This window comes from Neptunicoccus cionae (genome assembly GCF_002860325.1).
Taxonomy (GTDB): domain Bacteria; phylum Pseudomonadota; class Alphaproteobacteria; order Rhodobacterales; family Rhodobacteraceae; genus Amylibacter; species Amylibacter lutimaris.
In genome coordinates this window covers 62,137-79,608 of sequence record NZ_PKOJ01000008.1, presented here as the reverse complement: position 1 = coordinate 79,608, position 17,472 = coordinate 62,137, and the positions used below count along the sequence as shown (strand labels likewise).

General features: G+C 56.7%; 21 protein-coding genes and 1 tRNA gene. 10 read left to right on the top strand and 12 right to left on the bottom strand.

Features of this window, described 5'->3' with window-relative positions:
* Positions 1-4: 4 nt before the first annotated feature.
* Positions 5-787, bottom strand: a complete 783-nt coding sequence (gene xth / locus C0U40_RS16900) for an exodeoxyribonuclease III (RefSeq protein ID WP_101656986.1) — start codon at positions 785-787, stop codon at positions 5-7.
* A gap of 83 nt (positions 788-870) precedes the next feature.
* Positions 871-1,200: an iron-sulfur cluster insertion protein ErpA gene (gene erpA / locus C0U40_RS16895; RefSeq protein ID WP_101657133.1), complete on the bottom strand. Its 330-nt coding sequence runs from the start codon at positions 1,198-1,200 to the stop codon at positions 871-873.
* A 108-nt stretch (positions 1,201-1,308) separates the two neighbouring features.
* Between erpA and C0U40_RS16890 the strand changes: the two genes are divergently transcribed.
* From C0U40_RS16890 to C0U40_RS16860, 7 genes are all read left to right on the top strand, one after another.
* A complete protein-coding gene (locus C0U40_RS16890; RefSeq protein WP_101656985.1) occupies positions 1,309-2,439 on the top strand; it encodes a deoxyguanosinetriphosphate triphosphohydrolase in 1,131 nt (376 codons plus the stop codon).
* Positions 2,440-2,487: 48 nt separating this feature from the next.
* Positions 2,488-4,230, top strand: a complete 1,743-nt coding sequence (gene argS / locus C0U40_RS16885) for an arginine--tRNA ligase (RefSeq protein WP_101656984.1) — start codon at positions 2,488-2,490, stop codon at positions 4,228-4,230.
* A 175-nt stretch (positions 4,231-4,405) separates the two neighbouring features.
* Entirely contained in the window at positions 4,406-5,374 is a 969-nt protein-coding gene (locus C0U40_RS16880) for an SPOR domain-containing protein (protein WP_101656983.1), read from the top strand.
* Positions 5,374-6,381: a beta-N-acetylhexosaminidase gene (gene nagZ / locus C0U40_RS16875; RefSeq protein ID WP_101656982.1), complete on the top strand. Its 1,008-nt coding sequence runs from the start codon at positions 5,374-5,376 to the stop codon at positions 6,379-6,381. Before C0U40_RS16880 ends, nagZ begins: the two co-directional genes overlap by 1 nt.
* Positions 6,374-7,174: a segregation and condensation protein A gene (locus C0U40_RS16870; RefSeq protein WP_286135059.1), complete on the top strand. Its 801-nt coding sequence runs from the start codon at positions 6,374-6,376 to the stop codon at positions 7,172-7,174. The genes nagZ and C0U40_RS16870 overlap by 8 nt, the downstream gene beginning before the upstream one ends.
* Before the next feature lie 2 nt (positions 7,175-7,176).
* Positions 7,177-7,833, top strand: a complete 657-nt coding sequence (gene scpB / locus C0U40_RS16865) for an SMC-Scp complex subunit ScpB (protein WP_101656981.1) — start codon at positions 7,177-7,179, stop codon at positions 7,831-7,833.
* Positions 7,834-7,906: 73 nt separating this feature from the next.
* Positions 7,907-8,155 carry a hypothetical protein gene (locus tag C0U40_RS16860; protein ID WP_101656980.1) on the top strand — a complete coding sequence of 83 codons (249 nt, stop codon included), beginning with the start codon at positions 7,907-7,909 and terminating at the stop codon, positions 8,153-8,155.
* Between the two features lie 4 nt (positions 8,156-8,159).
* Here C0U40_RS16860 and C0U40_RS16855 read toward each other — a convergent pair whose 3' ends face one another.
* From C0U40_RS16855 to C0U40_RS16820, 8 genes are all read right to left on the bottom strand, one after another.
* Positions 8,160-9,239, bottom strand: a complete 1,080-nt coding sequence (locus C0U40_RS16855) for a 2'-deoxycytidine 5'-triphosphate deaminase (RefSeq protein WP_101656979.1) — start codon at positions 9,237-9,239, stop codon at positions 8,160-8,162.
* 246 nt (positions 9,240-9,485) lie between these two features.
* Positions 9,486-9,562, bottom strand: a tRNA-Pro gene (locus C0U40_RS16850).
* 68 nt (positions 9,563-9,630) lie between these two features.
* Entirely contained in the window at positions 9,631-10,533 is a 903-nt protein-coding gene (locus C0U40_RS16845) for a MerR family transcriptional regulator (RefSeq protein WP_101656978.1), read from the bottom strand.
* A gap of 15 nt (positions 10,534-10,548) precedes the next feature.
* Complete coding sequence (gene ihfA, locus C0U40_RS16840) at positions 10,549-10,851, bottom strand: integration host factor subunit alpha (protein ID WP_069299444.1); 303 nt, start codon at positions 10,849-10,851, stop codon at positions 10,549-10,551.
* Between the two features lie 181 nt (positions 10,852-11,032).
* Positions 11,033-12,010 (bottom strand): beta-ketoacyl-ACP synthase III, encoded by a 978-nt coding sequence (locus C0U40_RS16835; RefSeq protein WP_101656977.1) that lies wholly within the window; start codon positions 12,008-12,010, stop codon positions 11,033-11,035.
* Positions 12,011-12,033: 23 nt separating this feature from the next.
* Positions 12,034-13,140, bottom strand: coding sequence for a phosphate acyltransferase PlsX (gene plsX / locus C0U40_RS16830; RefSeq protein ID WP_101656976.1), 1,107 nt, complete (start codon positions 13,138-13,140; stop codon positions 12,034-12,036).
* Positions 13,141-13,165: 25 nt separating this feature from the next.
* Positions 13,166-13,372 carry a 50S ribosomal protein L32 gene (rpmF, locus tag C0U40_RS16825; protein WP_083225535.1) on the bottom strand — a complete coding sequence of 69 codons (207 nt, stop codon included), beginning with the start codon at positions 13,370-13,372 and terminating at the stop codon, positions 13,166-13,168.
* Positions 13,373-13,527: 155 nt separating this feature from the next.
* On the bottom strand, positions 13,528-14,118 hold the full coding sequence (locus C0U40_RS16820; RefSeq protein ID WP_101656975.1) for a YceD family protein: 591 nt from the start codon (positions 14,116-14,118) through the stop codon (positions 13,528-13,530).
* Positions 14,119-14,229: 111 nt separating this feature from the next.
* Here C0U40_RS16820 and C0U40_RS16815 point away from each other — a divergent pair, with 111 nt between their 5' ends.
* Complete coding sequence (locus C0U40_RS16815; protein ID WP_101656974.1) at positions 14,230-14,691, top strand: outer membrane protein assembly factor BamE; 462 nt, start codon at positions 14,230-14,232, stop codon at positions 14,689-14,691.
* 81 nt (positions 14,692-14,772) lie between these two features.
* Here C0U40_RS16815 and msrB read toward each other — a convergent pair whose 3' ends face one another.
* Positions 14,773-15,180, bottom strand: a complete 408-nt coding sequence (msrB, locus tag C0U40_RS16810; RefSeq protein WP_101656973.1) for a peptide-methionine (R)-S-oxide reductase MsrB — start codon at positions 15,178-15,180, stop codon at positions 14,773-14,775.
* An 89-nt stretch (positions 15,181-15,269) separates the two neighbouring features.
* Between msrB and C0U40_RS16805 the strand changes: the two genes are divergently transcribed.
* Positions 15,270-16,040, top strand: coding sequence for a GNAT family N-acetyltransferase (locus C0U40_RS16805; RefSeq protein ID WP_101656972.1), 771 nt, complete (start codon positions 15,270-15,272; stop codon positions 16,038-16,040).
* Positions 16,041-16,049: 9 nt separating this feature from the next.
* On the opposite strand, the gene C0U40_RS16800 is transcribed toward C0U40_RS16805, so the two are convergent.
* Complete coding sequence (locus tag C0U40_RS16800) at positions 16,050-16,328, bottom strand: YrhK family protein (protein WP_101656971.1); 279 nt, start codon at positions 16,326-16,328, stop codon at positions 16,050-16,052.
* Positions 16,329-16,482: 154 nt separating this feature from the next.
* Here C0U40_RS16800 and C0U40_RS16795 point away from each other — a divergent pair, with 154 nt between their 5' ends.
* On the top strand, positions 16,483-17,460 hold the full coding sequence (locus C0U40_RS16795) for an MrcB family domain-containing protein (RefSeq protein ID WP_101656970.1): 978 nt from the start codon (positions 16,483-16,485) through the stop codon (positions 17,458-17,460).
* The last annotated feature ends 12 nt before the right edge of the window (positions 17,461-17,472 follow it).

Here is a 17,472-nt window from a genome sequence, read left to right as displayed (position 1 = left end):
AGCCTCAGGCGTCCAATTCGACCCAGATCGGGACGTGATCGCTGGGTTTCTCGCGGCCCCGTGTATCGCGGTCGATCTGGCAGTCCAGCAGCAGGTCGGCGCATTGGGGGGTCAGCAGGAAGTGGTCGATGCGGATGCCTTGGTTCTTGTTCCAGCGACCCGCCTGATAATCCCAGAAGGTGTAATTCATCGGCGCCTGATTGCGGGCGCGGAAGGCTTCGGTAAAGCCGAGGTTCTTGACCCGCTCAAACGCGGCGCGGGATTGGGGCAGGAACAGTGCATCATCCAGCCACGGTTCCACGTCCCAGCAATCTTCGGGCTGGGGGATCACGTTGTAATCGCCTGCCATCAGCGCCGGCTCTTCCGCAGCCATCAGATCACGGGCGCGGGCGTGCAGACGCTCCATCCATCCCAGTTTGTAGTCGTATTTCGGACCGGGTGCCGGATTGCCGTTGGGCAGGTACAGGCCACAGACACGAACAGCCGTTTTGTCGCCTATCACCGTGGCCTCGATCCAGCGGGCCTGTTCGTCTTCGTCATCGCCGGGCAGGCCACGTGTGATGTCTTCCAGTGGCAGTTTGGAGAGGATCGCCACCCCGTTAAATGATTTCTGCCCGTGGGTTTCCACGCGGTAGCCCAGATCCTCAATCGGTTCGCGGGGAAAATTCTCGTCCACCGATTTGATTTCCTGCAACAGGGCCACATCCGGTTTCGCCTCTTCCAGCCACTGCAAAAGGGCAGGCAGGCGGGCTTTGATCCCGTTGATGTTGAAGCTGGCGATTTTCATGTAAGCTAGTCCTTTGATTGCCGCGCAAATATCGCGGCAATCCTGTCAGAGAACAAGCGCAAACCGGTCCCGCTAGGGGCGGTTTACATGCTGAAGCTGGTACCGCACCCGCAAGAGCTGCTGGCATTGGGGTTTTCGATTACAAAGCGTGCGCCGATCAGTTCCTGACTGAAATCAATCACCGCATTGGTCAGGAAGGGCAGGGAAACACTATCCACCAGCACCTTCTGTCCGTTCTTTTCAAGAACAAGATCATCATCGGCAGCCGCTTCTTCCAGTTTTATGTCATACTGGAAGCCGGAGCAGCCGCCGCCTTCGACGGCGACGCGCAGGCATTGGGACGCGGTTGCGCCTTCGTTGATCTCGGCAAGCCGTTCAAACGCGCGGTCGGTTACTTTGGGGGGCAGGGACAAGTCCATCTGTTAACGTCCACATCAATCGTGTAAGGTTTCCCTAAACATAGGCTGCGATAAACGCGGCATCAAGGACAAGACAGACGTTTAGATCGGGGCCTCAATCAAATGTTAGCGAATTATGCCAGTAATCCTGCGAATAGCAGGGGTCGGCTTGTGGATGAGGGGCACTCCGCCCACCGCTCGGCCTTTCAGCGGGATCGGGACCGGATCATCCATTCCACCGCCTTCCGCCGGCTGAAACACAAGACGCAGGTTTTTGTCGAACATGAAGGCGATCACAACCGCACCCGTCTGACCCACTCGATTGAGGTCGGGCAAGTGGCGCGGACGATTTCCGGTGCGCTGGGCCTGAACATAGAGCTGACAGAGGCGGTGGCGCTGGCCCATGATCTGGGCCACACGCCGTTCGGCCACGCCGGAGAGGATGCGCTTGATGAATGTATGGCGCCTTACGGCGGCTTTGATCACAACGCGCAGGCCATCAAGATCGTCACCGATCTGGAACGCCATTACGCGGAATTTGACGGTCTGAACCTGACGTGGGAATGTCTGGAAGGCATCGCCAAGCACAACGGTCCGGTGTTGGGGGAAATCCCCTTTGCACTGGCGGAATATAACGCAAAACACGATCTGGAACTGCACACACATGCAAGTGCCGAGGCACAGGTGGCCGCCCTGTCCGATGATATCGCCTATAACAATCACGATCTGGATGACGGGCTGCGGGCGGGTTTGTTCAGCATCGACGATATTCTGCACCTGCCGCTGGTCAAACCCTGCTTTGCCGAAGTGGACCGCAAGTATCCCAATCTGGACCCTGACCGCCGCCGCCATGAAGCCCTGCGCCGTGTCTTTGGTCTGATGGTAGAGGATCTGCTGACCGAAAGCCGCATCTGGCTGGAAAAATCCGGTGCCCAAACCGCGCAGGACATTCGCAATCTGGACCATCCGGTGATTGCCTTTTCGGACGAACTTTTATCCGGCCTGAACGCGATCCGCGAGTTTCTCTATGCCAATATGTACCGCCACCCGGATGTTCTGGTCGTGCGCGAGGAAATGACCGCCGTGCTGCGCGATCTGTTCCACCGGTTTATGGATAACCCTGAACTGCTGCCCGAGGGCTGGACCCCTTACAGCGACGATTTCGCCCGCGCCCGACTGGTGGCGGATTACGTTTCGGGCATGACCGACCGCTTTGCACTGAAATTGCACAAGGAGTGGGGCGGGGTGAGTTGACCCTTTGCGCCAACATGCTAAACCGCGCCTGATACATAGGAAAGCGCCATGAACCTTTTTGCAGACATCAGAACACTCGTGCTCGACAGCCTGACAGCCCTTCAGTCCGAAGGCGTGCTTCCGGCCGATCTGGATTTCACTAATGTAGCGGTAGAGCCGCCCCGTGACGCCTTGCACGGGGACATGGCCACAAATGCGGCAATGGTGCTGGCGAAACCTGCCAAATCCAAGCCGCGCGACATTGCCGAGGCGCTGGCGGCAAAACTGTTGCAGGACGACCGGATTACAGCGGCAGATGTGGCTGGACCGGGCTTTTTGAACCTGACGCTCGACCCTGCAAGCTGGACCGCAATTGTGCCGCTGGCAATTCAGTCCGGCGCCGATTTCGGCCGTTCTGACATGGGGCAGGGGAAAAAGGTCAACGTGGAATATGTTTCTGCCAACCCGACAGGCCCGCTGCATGTGGGCCACACACGGGGCGCGGTCTTTGGCGATGCACTGGCCAGCCTGCTGGATTTTGCCGGTTATGACGTGACGCGGGAATATTACATCAACGATGGCGGTGCGCAGGTGGATGTGCTCGCCCGTTCGGCCTATCTGCGGTATCTGGAAGCGAATGGTCAGGAAGTAGCGTTCGAGGATGGCACCTATCCCGGTGACTATCTGATCCCTGTGGGCGAGGCGTTGAAGGAAAAATACGGCGACAGCCTTGTGGGCAAGCCGGAATCCGAGTGGCTGGCTGATCTACGGGCCTTTGGCACCGAAGCCATGATGGATATGATCCGTGCCGATCTTAAGGCGCTGAATATTGAAATGGACGTGTTCTATTCCGAAAAATCGCTCTACGGCACGGGCCGGATCGAAGCTGCGATCGACAGTCTGAAAGACAAGGGCCTGATTTATGAGGGCGTGCTTGAACCGCCAAAAGGCAAAAAGCCCGAAGACTGGGAACCACGCGAGCAAACCCTGTTCAAATCCACCGAACACGGCGATGATGTGGACCGTCCGGTGAAAAAATCCGACGGGTCATGGACTTATTTTGCCCCCGACATCGCCTATCACTATGACAAGATTTCCCGCGGGTATGACGCGCTGATCGATATTTTCGGCGCGGATCATGGCGGTTACGTCAAACGGATGAAAGCAGCGGTTTCGGCCCTGTCTGACGGTCAGGTGCCGGTGGACATCAAGCTGACCCAGCTTGTCAAATTGTTCAAAGACGGTGAGCCGTTCAAAATGTCCAAACGGGCAGGGACATTTATTACCCTGCGCGATGTGGTGGAACAGGTGGGCCCCGATGTGACCCGTTTCCACATGCTGACCCGAAAGCAGGATGCACCACTGGACTTTGATTTTGACAAAGTTCTGGAGCAATCCAAAGAAAACCCAGTGTTCTACGTGCAATACGCCAACGCACGGATCTGTTCGGTCATGCGCAAGGCGAACGAGGCGGGTGTGGATACATCTGATGCGATACTTGCAACGGCGGATATGGGCGCGAACACCCATCCGGCGGAACTGGCACTGGCCCGCAAGCTGGCTGAATGGCCGCGTTTGCTGGAGCTGGCTGCCAAACACAACGAGCCGCACCGCGTGTCTTTCTACCTCTATGAACTGGCGGCGGAATACCATTCCCTGCACAATCTGGGCAAAGCCGAGCCGCAACTGCGCTTCTGGCAGGCAGATAGTACCGATCTGTCTCTGTCTAAAATTGCCCTGATCCGTGCCGTTTCGGTTGTTTTATCCGCCGGTCTTGGTATTCTGGGCGTAACCCCGATGACCGAAATGTAAATCGGGCGTCTGGCGGGCTAACATATAAATTGCCACAGGCACCGGACCCTGCAGGTTCGGGTGGTTTCAAGAATAACGGCCCCGGAACGCACAAATAAGGCGGAATAACCGCTTGTTTCGGGGGTTGAGCAGTTAAGCACATGCAATATCGTGTGCGAGTAAAGAGGCGAACCTGATGTCCAAGAAGAAGACGGAGTCAAAATCCCAACCGGCGGCAGGTGCCGGAGGTCTGGGAGTTGTGCGAACAGCAGTCAACTGGGGTGTAGCTGGCCTGTCGGTCGCTGTCGTCGGCGGCTTTGTGTACTGGACGGTCAGCCTTGGCACCCGCGATCCCCATGATGTGCCGATTATCCGTGCGATGGTCGGCCCGTCCCGTGTCGCACCGGAAGATCCGGGCGGGATGCAGGCCTCCCATCAGGGGCTGGCGGTGAATTCGGTTCAGGCCGAAGGCGGTGTGGCCGCCCCTGCCAATACTGTTGTGCTGGCCCCGGAGCCGGCGCGTCTGACCCAGGAAGACCTGCCCGCAGGAGAGGCCGCAAAAGTGACCCGTGTCTCTGCCAAAGCGGAGGATGACACAAGCCTTGAAGCGATCAACGACGAAACAGAAATCGACGTCGAGATCGAAAGTGGCGACGGTGAAGCGGTGGAAGCCGATCTTGACGCGCTTGAGATTGTCGAAGATGTGGCAGAACAATTTGCAGAGCGCGAACAGGCCAATGTGGACCCGGCCACCATCCCGCGCAGCAACATTCGCGGTACACAATACTCCCCTTCGGCATCGTCCCGCCCGCAAGTACGGCCGAACAATCTGGAAACCCAGATCACCCGTGTACAGCCGACCTCGTCCCAGTCGGATGAAGTGCCGGAATTCCAGAGCGTGGAGTCCGTTCCCGCAGGAACACGGCTGATCCAGCTCGGAGCATATGACAGCGCCGAACTTGCCAAAGCGGACTGGCTGAAGCTGTTAAAACAGCACAACCATCTGCTGGAAGACAAAAAACGTCTGGTGATTGCAGCGAAATCCGGTGGGCGCAAATTCTACCGTCTGCGGGCCGCCGGATTTGATTCTCTGGATGAATCCCGCGCGCTTTGTTCTGCCTTGTTGGCGGTTGGTACGCCCTGCATTCCTGTGACGGCCCGGTAATGGCACCGCGCGCTGCCATATTCGGCTGTCTCGGCCCAGTGCTGTCTGCAGAGGAAACCGCTTTCTTTCGCGCGGCAGACCCTTGGGGTTTCATCCTCTTTGCCCGCAACATCGAAACACCGGGCCAGTTGCGCAGTCTGACTGCACAACTGCGGGACGCTGTGGGCCGTGATGCGCCGATCCTGATCGATCAGGAGGGCGGTCGCGTGGCGCGGCTGCGTGCTCCTCACTGGCGGGAATGGGATGCGGCCCTAGATTTTGCACAGCGGGCAGGGGCCAACGCACCACAGGCCATGCACCTGCGGGGGCGGATGATCGCTGCTGAACTGCATGACCTCGGGATAGATGTTAATTGTGCGCCCATGCTGGATGTGGCGACACAAGACAGCCACGCAATAATCCTGAACCGCTGTTACGGATATGATCCCGAAACCGTCGCAGCCAATGGGCGCGCGCTGGCCGAAGGCCAACTGGCCGGTGGTGTCCTGCCGATCATCAAACATATTCCGGGCCACGGGCGTGCTTCGCTTGACAGCCATTTTGATTTGCCAAAACTCGATACGCCACTGGCAGACCTGCAAGCCTCTGATTTTGTACCATTCTCGCGCCTGTCCGACCTTCCCATGGCCATGACGGCCCATATTATCTATTCTGCGATTGATCCGCAAAACTGCGCAACGCTGTCCCCTGCGGTGATTGACGTCATCCGGCAGGATATTGGTTTCGGCGGATTGCTTATGACAGATGATTTGTCGATGAAAGCGCTGTCGGGCAGTTTTGAAGAGCGTACAGCGACCGCGCTGACAGCAGGCTGTGATGTGATCCTGCATTGCAACGGAGAACGGGGGGAAATGGAACCGATCCTGAGTGAAACCCCTGAGCTGTCCGGTTTGGCGGCATCCCGTGCAGAGGCCACGCTGGACCTGCGCCACAGCCCTGAACCTTTTGATACCGCGCAAGCAGAAGACGCGTTGGCGTTGCTGATGGAAGACGCGGTTCATGGTTGAAGAAACACCCGCTGACGGTTCAGAGGCCGCGATGGACGCCACACAGGCGCGGATCGCCTCCGAGGCGCTTCTGATCGATGTGGATGGCTACGAAGGACCGCTCGACCTGCTGCTGACACTGGCGCGGACCCAGAAGGTGGACCTGCGCAAGATTTCCGTGCTGGCCTTGGCAGAGCAATATCTTTCCTTTGTAGATCGTGCCAAGACCCTTCGGATTGAACTGGCGGCAGATTATCTGGTGATGGCGGCCTGGCTGGCCTTCCTGAAGTCGCGTCTATTGTTGCCTGCCGACCCGCAGGAAGATGGCCCTTCAGGTGAGGAACTGGCCGCGCATCTCGCATTCCAGCTGGAACGGCTTGAAGCCATGCGCCGTGCGGCGGCAAAGCTGATGGCACGGGACCAATTGGGGCGGGACTTTTTCGCACGGGGACTGCCAGAAGATACAGGCGTTAAAAAAACCGTCGTCTACAAGGCCACCGTGCTTGATCTGATGCAGGCTTACGCGCGGCTGAAAACCAAGGACAGTTTTGCCCCTCTGCACTATGCCGAACGGGACAGTGTGCTGACCATGGAGCAGGCGCTGGAGCGGATGAAATCCCTGATGGGACATGCGCTCGAATGGTCCGACCTGTCGCAATTTCTGCCTGACGGCTGGTCTGACGACCCGAAAAAACGACGCTCTGCCACGGCCGCCTCTTTTGCTGCGGCGCTGGAACTTGTCAAAAACGGCTCGCTCGAAATCCGCCAGTCCGATACATTCGCGCCCATCCAGTTGCGCAAGAAGGGGGTCTGAGGATGTCCGATGACAAACCGGAACAGCCTGCCAACATCACCGAGAGCCTGTTCGAAGCGCCGCCGATGGCCGAACAGGAACGGATGATCGAAGCGATCCTGTTTGCGACAAGCGCGCCGCAGACCAAGTTGCAAATCGAAAACCGGATGCCCCATGGTTCTGACGTGGCCGAGGCGATGGCCCGACTGCGTAAACGGTATGAGGGACGTGGAGTTAATCTTGTACGGGTCGGCGATGCCTGGGCGTTCCGCACCGCCGCCGATCTGGGATTCCTGATGCAAAAGGAACAGGTGGAAACCCGCAAACTCAGCCGTGCAGCCATTGAGACACTGGCGATTATTGCCTACCACCAGCCGGTCACCCGCGCCGAGATTGAGGAAATCCGTGGGGTTTCCGTTTCCTCGGGCACAATTGACATGTTGATGGAGCTGGACTGGATCAAGCTGGGCCGCCGCCGAATGACTCCGGGGCGTCCGGTGACATTCGTGGTGACGCAACTGTTCCTTGATCACTTCGGACTTGAAAACGCCCGTGATCTTCCGGGTGTTAAGGAACTGCGCGATGCAGGGCTGCTTGACAACCGTCCGCCCCCGGGGGCGCTGCAAATCCCGAGCGACGATCCCGACACTGCAGAAGAACAGGATGATATGTTCGGCTGATCCGTTCAATTGGAATGTGGACCGCAACGGTCTATACTCCGTAAAAAGCGTAAAGCGGGCAGGAGCCAAGGCAATGAATGTAAACCAGATCGTTAACCTGATTATCCGGATGATTATGCGGCGCGGGATCAACGCGGGCATCAACAAGGGAATGGGCATGGCGCGGGGTGCCGGAAAATCCCGCACTCAGGCAAAGCAGAGCCGCCCGCCCATGACGCCTGAAGAAGAAGCCGAGTTTCAGGAGTTCAGGCGCCAGAAGAAACTGGCGCGCAAACAGGCCGAAAAGCAAAAGCGCAAGAATGATCCGATAGACCGGATGTAAGACGCTACATGCGGAAATGTTTGGACAGTTTCAGTCCCTGACCCTGATAATTGGACTTCAGATCTGCGCCATAGAGCACATCCGGCACCTCTGCCATGTATTCATACACCAGCCGCCCGACGCTCTGGCCATGTTCCAGCGCGAAGGGCGCTTCGTGGCAGCGGACTTCCAGAACGCCCCGTGATCCGGTGCCCCCTGCTGCGGAATGGCCGAAACCGGGATCGAAAAAGCCTGCGTAATGGACGCGGAATTCCCCGACCATCGCCAGATAGGGCGCCATTTCCGCCGCGCAGTTGGGCGGGATATGGACAGCTTCACGGCTGACAAGAATGTAAAAAGCGCCCGGATCAAGGATGATACCGCCGTTGCGCGTGGTGACGGGTTCCCAAAATTCGGACGGATCGTAATGGTTGATCTGGTCAAGGTCGATCAGACCCGTGTGTGGTTTGGCACGGTAGCCCACCAGACCGTTCCTGTCGCCGTTCAGATCCACCGAGAAGCCCAATCCGCTATCAATCTGGGCGATACCGTCCACCAGTCCGATCTCTTCGTGCAGGGCTGCCAGAGCATCGTCGGACAGTTCCGATTTGCCCCGCCGGAAGCGGATCTGGTTCAACCGCATGCCCGGTCGCACCAAAACGGAAAAGCTGCGCGGGCTGATTTCTGCATAAAGCGGCCCGGTATACCCTTTTTCGATCCGGTCGAATTCGATTCCCCGATCGGTGATGCAGCGGGTGAACAGGTCCAGCCGTCCGGTCGAGCTTTTGGCGTTGGCCACCGCGTTGACTTCAGCTGGCAGGTTCAGGGATTCCATCAGCGGTACGACATAGACACAGCCTTTTTCCAGCACTGCACCCTGTCGCAGGTCGATCTCGTGCATCTGGAATTCCTGCAAACGCTCTGCCACAGTGCCATTCGCCCCTGCAAGGAAAGAGGCCCGTACCCGCCACGCTTTGGTTCCAAGACGCAGGTCGAGCGAGGCCGGCTGGATCTGCCCTTCAACAGGGGGAACCGTTGTGCGGATTTCCCCGCGCTCCAGCATCTTTGCAATGGACTGGCTGGAAACTACGCCTTTTGTTGTCATAACGATCCCTTCCCCTGCTCTTTAAGGGCTTATGCCGTATTTTATGCGGCACTGCACTTAAAAAGTGTCCGGTGGCAACGCGGTAACGAACAGTCGGGATTTGGATATTTGAACCAAAAAGAGCCAAAGCCGGCGCGCAAAACATTTGGAGCCTCTTTTTGGCAAAATATCCGCGGGGTCCGGGGCCGCCAGCCCCGGTCGGGCTGCGGTTGTTGACTGAATTGTCCAAGGGATAGGTGGGGGAAATGGTCGGGCTAGCAGGATTCGAACCTGCGACCTCTCGTCCCCCAGACGAACGCGCTACCAAGCTGCGCTATAGCCCGACACTCTGGCGTTCATGTAAGGGTTTGGGCGCGGCTCTGCAAGTCAGAACTGCACCCAAACCAACAAGTTATGACGGCCGGTTTTCATGCTGCTTTATGGAGCGGCGCATTTTGTTGCGGGCCATGCGCAGGCTGTAATAGAGCATCTCGATTTCGCCCATGGTTTTGGAGTCGTAATCATCCGCTGTGCCGATGCGGTAGGGGGCGTTCATAACCATATCCGGCACCAGTCCGGCCCAGTCTTCGGCTTCTTCGTCAGCAGCGGCTTTGGCAAGTGCGGCCTGTTGCGCAGCGGCCTGACGTTCAGCCTCTGTGGCTTTTGCCTGCATGGCAGGGTCGACAACCGGTTCATCCGTTTTTTCGGACGCAGCCTCGGTGGTATCTTCAACCGGTGCTGGCGCGGACTCTTGCGGATCGGGCGATTCCGAACCGGCTTGGGCGGCCTTGGTCTCTTCTTGGGGTGTGTCCTTGCTCATCGGCGTTTCCTCTGGGGAAGGGGCTGATTCTGTAACGGGGTCTGCAGTTGTACCGGCAAGCGGCTTTTCTTCCGGTGCTGCCTGCTTGGCTTTTTTTACTACGCGCACTTCTACAGCGGGCTTGGGTTTCGCCTCTTCCTGAGAGGTTTCCTTCACCATTCTGGAAATATCCGCCTTGTCGGCGGCATCCGCAGTGGACTGCGGTGTCACGACAGGCGTGTTCAGGTCTGGCGAGAGTTCCATGACGTGCTTGACGCCCTTGTCCTTCAAGAGCGCCTTGGCCGCCTTGATTGTCAGTTCGTCAAAATGCAGCAGCTTTTTGATGCCCCCCAGCAGCATCATATCCTCGGGCCGGTAATACCGCCGGCCGCCGGCACGCTTCACCGGTTTGATCTGGGGAAAACGACTTTCCCAGAAACGCAGGACATATGTTGGCGTATCAAGCCACTCAGATACCTCTGAAATGGTGCGAAACGCGTCTGGAGATTTACTCATTTACACTTGGTCCCTTTAGGACTTGTTACCGTTGGCCACACGGTCCTTCATCAGGTGAGAGGGCCGGAAGGTCAACACACGGCGGGGCCGGATTGGCACCTCTTCGCCGGTTTTAGGGTTGCGGCCGATCCGTTCGGTTTTGTCTCGGATGCTGAATGTACCGAAAGACGAGATCTTTACGTTCTCGCCGCTGACCAGAGCGTCAGAGATATTATCCAGCACACTTTCAACCAGATCGGCTGATTCATTACGTGATAGTCCAACTTCGCGAAACACGGATTCACTTAAATCCATACGTGTTAAGGTCTTACCGCCCATAACTGTCTCCCTGTTCTATTCACAAACACTAGGAGAAATCCGATTTACCTGTCAACTGCAACGCATTGGTACATAAGAAATAATTAGCGCAAGCCGCGGGAAAGCCCTTTGAGGGGAAGGAGTTTAGTGGCGGTGCCGGACGACAGAACGTTACAATAAATTCGCATCAGGGCACTACGAATCACCAGCGCAGGACGACCGAACCCCAAGCCAGACCGCCACCGATGGCTTCAGCCACCAGAAGCTGGTTCTTTTCGATCATGCCTTTTTCCACAGCGACAGAAAGAGCGAGCGGAATAGAGGCAGCGGAGGTGTTGCCATGATCCTGCACGGTAACAACGACCTTCTCCATCGGTACGCCAAGCTTGCTTGCGGTGCTTTTGATGATCCGCAGATTTGCTTGGTGGGGGACAACCCAATCCACGTCTTCATGGGTGAGACCGGCTTTGTGAAGGGAGGCATTTGCCGTCGCGGCCAGTTTGGAAACCGCGTGTTTGAAGACCTCACGTCCCTCCATCACCAGATGACCGGTGGTTTGGGTGGAGGATACGCCGCCGTTGACGTAGAGTAGGTCGTTGTATTCACCGTCCGAGTTGAGGTCGGTGGCAAGGATACCGCGGTCGCTGCTTTCGCCTGTGCCTTCCTGAGCTTCCAGGATCAGCGCGCCAGCACCATCACCAAAGAGAACGCAGGTGGTGCGATCTTCCCAGTTCATGATCCGGCTGAAGGTTTCCGCGCCGATCACCAGAACCCGTTTGGCCTGACCCGAAACAATCAGGGCATCCGCATTGGCCAGCGCAAAGGCGAACCCGGCGCAAACGGCCTGAATGTCAAAGGCAAAACCGCCTTTCATACCCAGACGGTGCTGTACCTTCGTGGCAGTAGAGGGAAAGGTTTGGTCCGGCGTGGAAGTTGCCAGCACGATCGCGTCAATGTCGCTACCGCTCAGGCCTGCGTAATCAAGGGCCTTTTGGGCTGCTTTCACTGCCAGATCGGAGGTCAGTTCGCCCTCTGCCGCGAAATGGCGGCGCTGGATCCCGGAACGGGATTGTATCCATTCATCGGACGTATCCAGTTTCGCTGCAAATTCCTCGTTTGGAACAACACGTTCGGGCAGATAGTGCCCAATGCCAATTGCAACTGATCGGATCGTCGTCATTATTCAGAATTTCCCGGTGGTTTTTAGGAGCCGTCGGCAGATGTGCCGGTGGTGTCATCCTCATCTTGTCTGTTCTGCATGCCGGATGCAACACGCGCTGCCAGTTTTTCGGTAAAGCGTAACTGTGCAAGCTGCTGGGCCAGCCGGATCGCAGCGGCAACGCCGGTGGCATCTGCCGCGCCGTGGGATTTGATCACAGTACCGTTCAACCCCAGAAACACACCGCCGTTCACGCGACGGGGATCGATCCGGTGCTGCAACCGCCGCAGGCTGGGGTAGGCGAAAATGGCTGACAGGCGGGACAGCAGGCCGCTCTTGAAGGCTTCGCGCATCCGCAGTGTAATCAGCCCTGACGTTCCTTCGCCGGTTTTCAGGGCAATATTGCCGGTGAAACCGTCGGTGACGATCACATCAACCTTGTCAGAGTGAATATCACCGCCTTCGACAAAGCCGACATATTCGAAATCGTTCAGAAGCGCGTCTTCTTCGATAATGTCGTTGGCTTCGTGCAGTTCGGGGCGGCCTTTGTGTTCCTCGGTGCCCACATTCAGAAGGCCGATCCGTGGGCGCTTCAACCCCAGCCCGTTGCGGGCATAAGAGGCGCCCATCAGGGCAAAAACCTTGAGGTCCTGCGCATCGGCGCGAATATCCGCCCCGACGTCGAGCATGACATTGAAGTTTTGGGGATTAAGGGACGGCCAGAGTACCGCAATTGCAGGACGTTTCACGCCCGGAGCCTTGCGCAGGCGAATCATGGACAGCGCCATCAATGCGCCGGTGTTCCCGCAGGACACAGCAACGCTGGCTTCTTTGGTGCGCACGGATTCCAGTGCGGACCACATGGATGTGCCCTTGCCGTGGCGCATGACGTGGCTGGGGCGGTCGTGCATGTCTACAACGCCTTCAGCGTGGCAGATGCTTACGCGGCCCTCAAGCACTTGCTTGCGCTTGATCAGGGGCTCCAGCGTGTGCTGGTCCCCGTGCACAATGAACGAGATGCCGGCGTTTTCACCGGCAGCCTTGGCCATTCCATCAACAACAACGGCGACCCCGAGGTCGCCGCCCATCGCGTCAATGGAAATGACTGTTTTGGAAGCAGAATCAGAGCCGACAGTTACGCTGGTTTGCATGTCTGGTCAGCTCAATCTCTCTTGCTCAGGCTGCGTCTTCGTCGATTTCGACGTCGTCAACAACGGCAACTACTTCACGGTCGGCATAGTGGCCGCAAGCACCACAAACGTGGTGAGGGCGTTTCAGCTCTCCGCAGTTCGGGCATTCGTTCGGGTTATCCGCAACGAGTGAATCGTGGGATCGACGGTTTCCGCGACGGGAGCGGGTAATTTTATTCTGTGGGACAGCCATGTCACAACCTCAAGATATGGCGGGTAAACACTACCCGGATGCGCGGTGATGTAACCCTTGTTCGTCGCAAGAACAAGGCGTCATTTCCCGCCTGTAGATAAGAGCCGCGAAAATACAAAGATACTGTGTCTTAGCAACCCCTTTTCCATGTGTTTCTACGATTTGTCCATTTTTTCTTTTAATGCGGCCAGTCCTGCAAAGGGTTTGGCCTCGTCGTCGGTCATCGGTTTGACGCCCGGTTCCGCAAAAACTGATTCTTCCAAGGCTGCGCTATCGCTGCGGGGATAATCCGGCATCGCCAAGGCAACAGATTCGATAGCTATGTTTTCAAGGTCGATCACCGTGCCAAGCGGGTCCTGATCCACATCTTCTGGCATCTCTACCACAGTGTCGGGGTCCGGTTCGTGCCAGTCGGCAACAAAGGTGCGGGTGACGGGTTCATCCAGACGGGTTTTGACCGGAGCGAGACTGACAACGCAGGCCTGCGTGATCGTAGCGCCCAGATCCGCGGCCAGCGTCCAGTCACTGCGCCCGCGCGGCGAAAGGGTGCCGGTGAGCCGGAGTTTCTGCACTTCGAGAATGCCGAGCGTTTCCTGCGCGGCCTGTAACTGGGCCTTGTCAAAGACCAGATCGAAGTCAATGGTCCGGCCCGAAGGCATATCGGCGACCGGTATTTGTGCACGTGTGTCCACCCGCTTTTGTCCGCTACCGGATTTTGCTGCTGGTTTGCCGTCGGATTTGGCCATTGGACCCCTCATATCGTCAGTTTTGCGTTACTCTCTTCCATAAGATATTTGATTGTCGGACGAGAGCAAGCTATGACACGCCAGTGACATAAGAAACGGGGCGCAGGCAACATGCAATTCAAGCATGCCAGAAAGATCAGAACTACACTCGCGATCATCGGCCTGTCCGTGACTGTCGCCTGTGCGGCAACCTATACCAACCACGGCTATGTCCCGACAGAGAGCGAACTAGAGAATATCATAGTGGGGACAGATACCCGCAGCACCGTGGCAGAGACGATCGGTCAGCCGTCCTCAACCGGCGTTCTGTCGGACGGAGCGTGGTACTATATTTCCAGTCGGGTAAAATATTATACGTATCATCGCCCCGAGACGATTGAGCGTACAATTCTGGCGGTGTCTTTTGACGCCAATGACAAAGTTAGCAATATCGAACGTTTCGGTCTGGAAGACGGACGCGTGATTACCTTTACCCGCCGTGTGACAGACAGCGGCGTGCAGGGAACCGGCATCTTCCGCCAGCTGATCGGCAACTTTGGCAATATCAGCGCAGAGCAACTGCTCGACGAGTAATCCCAACAAAAAAAGCCCGCCATTTGAAGGGCGGGCCACTGTTTCAGTTCCTGAAGGGCAGGGGGTATCCTGAACCCCTGTTTATTCCTGTTCGAAGGTCAGGGCCGCGCCGTTCATACAGTAGCGCAGGCCGGTTGGTTGCGGGCCGTCGTTGAATACATGGCCAAGATGGGCGTCACATCTTGCGCAAACCACTTCGGTGCGGCGCATGAACCAGCCGTTGTCCTCTCGCTCCTCTACAGCTTCACTGCTTGCAGGTGCGTAGAAAGACGGCCAGCCGGTGCCGCTGTCAAACTTGGTGTCGGCATCAAACAGCGGCGCGTTACAGCAGACGCAGTGGAACACGCCCGGGGCTTTGGGATAGTTATCATTGGTAAAGGCCCGTTCCGTGCCGCCCTTGCGGGTCACCTTATAGGCCAGATCGGACAGTTGCGCGCGCCATTCTGCATCGCTCTTTTCAATCTTGTCTGCCACGTCATGCTCCTTCATCGAATATCGACATTGTCGTTTAGTGCTTGGTCCCATAGATATAGTGAAACAGGGCGGCTGCAAGCGGTCCGATCAGTGATTGGTGATGGATGACCGCATTTGATAACAGGATCACGTCTGTTCCGGCCGTGTGCAGGGGCAGCTTGCAAGCCCGCATGGCCACAGGCGCGGGTGATCTGGAAGCGGCGCAGCGTTTGCGTCACAAGATGTTTTCCGGCGGACAGGCCGCAGACAGCGGCGCACTGGATGCAGACGGTTTTGATCCGAAATGCCAGCACGTTCTGGTCGAGGATACCGAAACCGGAGCGATCCTTGCCTGTTTCCGTTTTTTGCACCTTAACAGTGGCGCGGATATCGGCATCAGCTACTCTGCCCAGTTCTACGATCTGGAAAACCTGCACGGTTACCGCGAACCCATGCTGGAAATCGGCCGGTTTTGTACAGCCGAAGGTGTGGGCGACCCTGATGTGATAAGGCTTGGCTGGGCCATGCTGACACGCTATGTGGACGCCCACAGCATTGGTATGATGTTTGGCTGTTCGTCCTTTCCGGGCAATGATACGCGGCCTTACAGGGCGGCTCTGGCCCTGCTGCACCGGCGCCACCTTGCGCCTGTCGAAATGGCACCCAAGCCCAAAGCCCCCGAAACCCGCCCGCTGGCATCCGTCGGGAAATCGGGGCAGTGCGATGGCAGAAAACCCCTGCCAAGCCTGCTGCGGACCTATCTTGGAATGGGGGGGTGGGTGTCCGACCACGCCGTCATAGACCGCGCCCTTGGAACGTTTCACGTCTTCACTGGCGTAGAGATTGCGAAGATACCCCAGCGGCGGGCGGAGCTGTTACGGGCAGACGCGCGGTGAGGGGGCTGACTAAGGCCGTCTGACAGCAACATCCTCGTAGTCGCCTACCCGCAGATAAGCGTATTCCCTGACGAGTTTCAGGGTCGGTCGCAAACCGAACAGGATCGAGCCGATCAGGAACAGCCATGTGCCCGCATAAGCGGTGGCTTCCCTGAAGAACAAGATGCTGCCCAGCACAAATAAAGAGGCAGCGGTGACATCAACCACCGTATAGGCCAACTCGAAATACGCATAAATCTTCTTGTGCCGCTCGCTCAGATTCCGTGTGTCGGGATCAAATATTTGCATGATTGTCTCCTGAGTTTGGGAGGTGTCTCTCAGGAGTTAACAGGTTGCTGAGGCTGAAGTTCCGCGACCAGGAGGGAAGGGTAGTGCTTATAATTAGTTGCTATCTTTAGAAAGCTATTTAAAGTTGAGTGAATATTTGAGTGAAAGGTAATTTATGCTGGCTGCAAACCTATCCCGTCTGGCTACTGAATATACTTACGAACGTGCTAAACAGTTTACTGGTTCAACTTTTGCAGATTTCGTGAGACACGATATCGCTATGGATGCCAAAATGGCGCTATCACTCTGGCACTTTGATTTGAATGTTAAGGCTAGCGTAGGGCAGGGGGGGTGGGCCTCAGTACCTTGGCTCGGATTTTTTGATCCATTGGTCACTGAGACGGCGACGCAAGGATTCTACGTAGTCATTTTGATAAACCCAGACGAGCAGGCAATCATCTTGTCCATGAATCAGGGAACTACTGCGATTTACCATGAGTTTGGCCAACTTCGGGGGCGCGAGATACTCAAAAGGCGGGCTAAAGATATAGCCGACCGGGTGCCGGAGTTTAAAAAGCATTTTTCCGAAGATCCGATCAATCTTAGCTCTACAGCTGGTTTGCCAGCAGGATATGAGGCTGGACATGCGTTTGGCAAAACAATGCAGTGTGGCGACCTCACAGAAACGGGTCTTTCGGCTGATTTGTATCAAATGCTCGTCCTATACGAGACTTTAGTTAGCCGAGGGGGGACGACTCCGAGCGAAGTTATGCAAGAAGAGGCGGCGGGAAAAGATGTTGAAGAGACGCGCCGATATATTCTTTCTCGACGAATAGAGCGATCCCCGCGAGTGCGTAAACAGGTCCTGAAAGTTAGACCTGCGATTTGCGAGAGTTGTGGTTTGGATCCTAAACGGGACTACGGATTTGATGGGCCTGTTCATAAAACCCCACTTGATATACACCATACAGCACCGCTTTTCGGTTTGTCCGAAGGAGAAACACGAAGGTACAAAATACCAAATGATTTTCTGGTTCTCTGCCCGACCTGCCATCGCATGATACACAAAAGTGACAATCCGTCCGACTTAGAGGGACTTAAATCAAAAATTCGATTTAAGATCGCAAGAAGCGTAGCTTCTCACCTACTTTGAATGTATCGAACA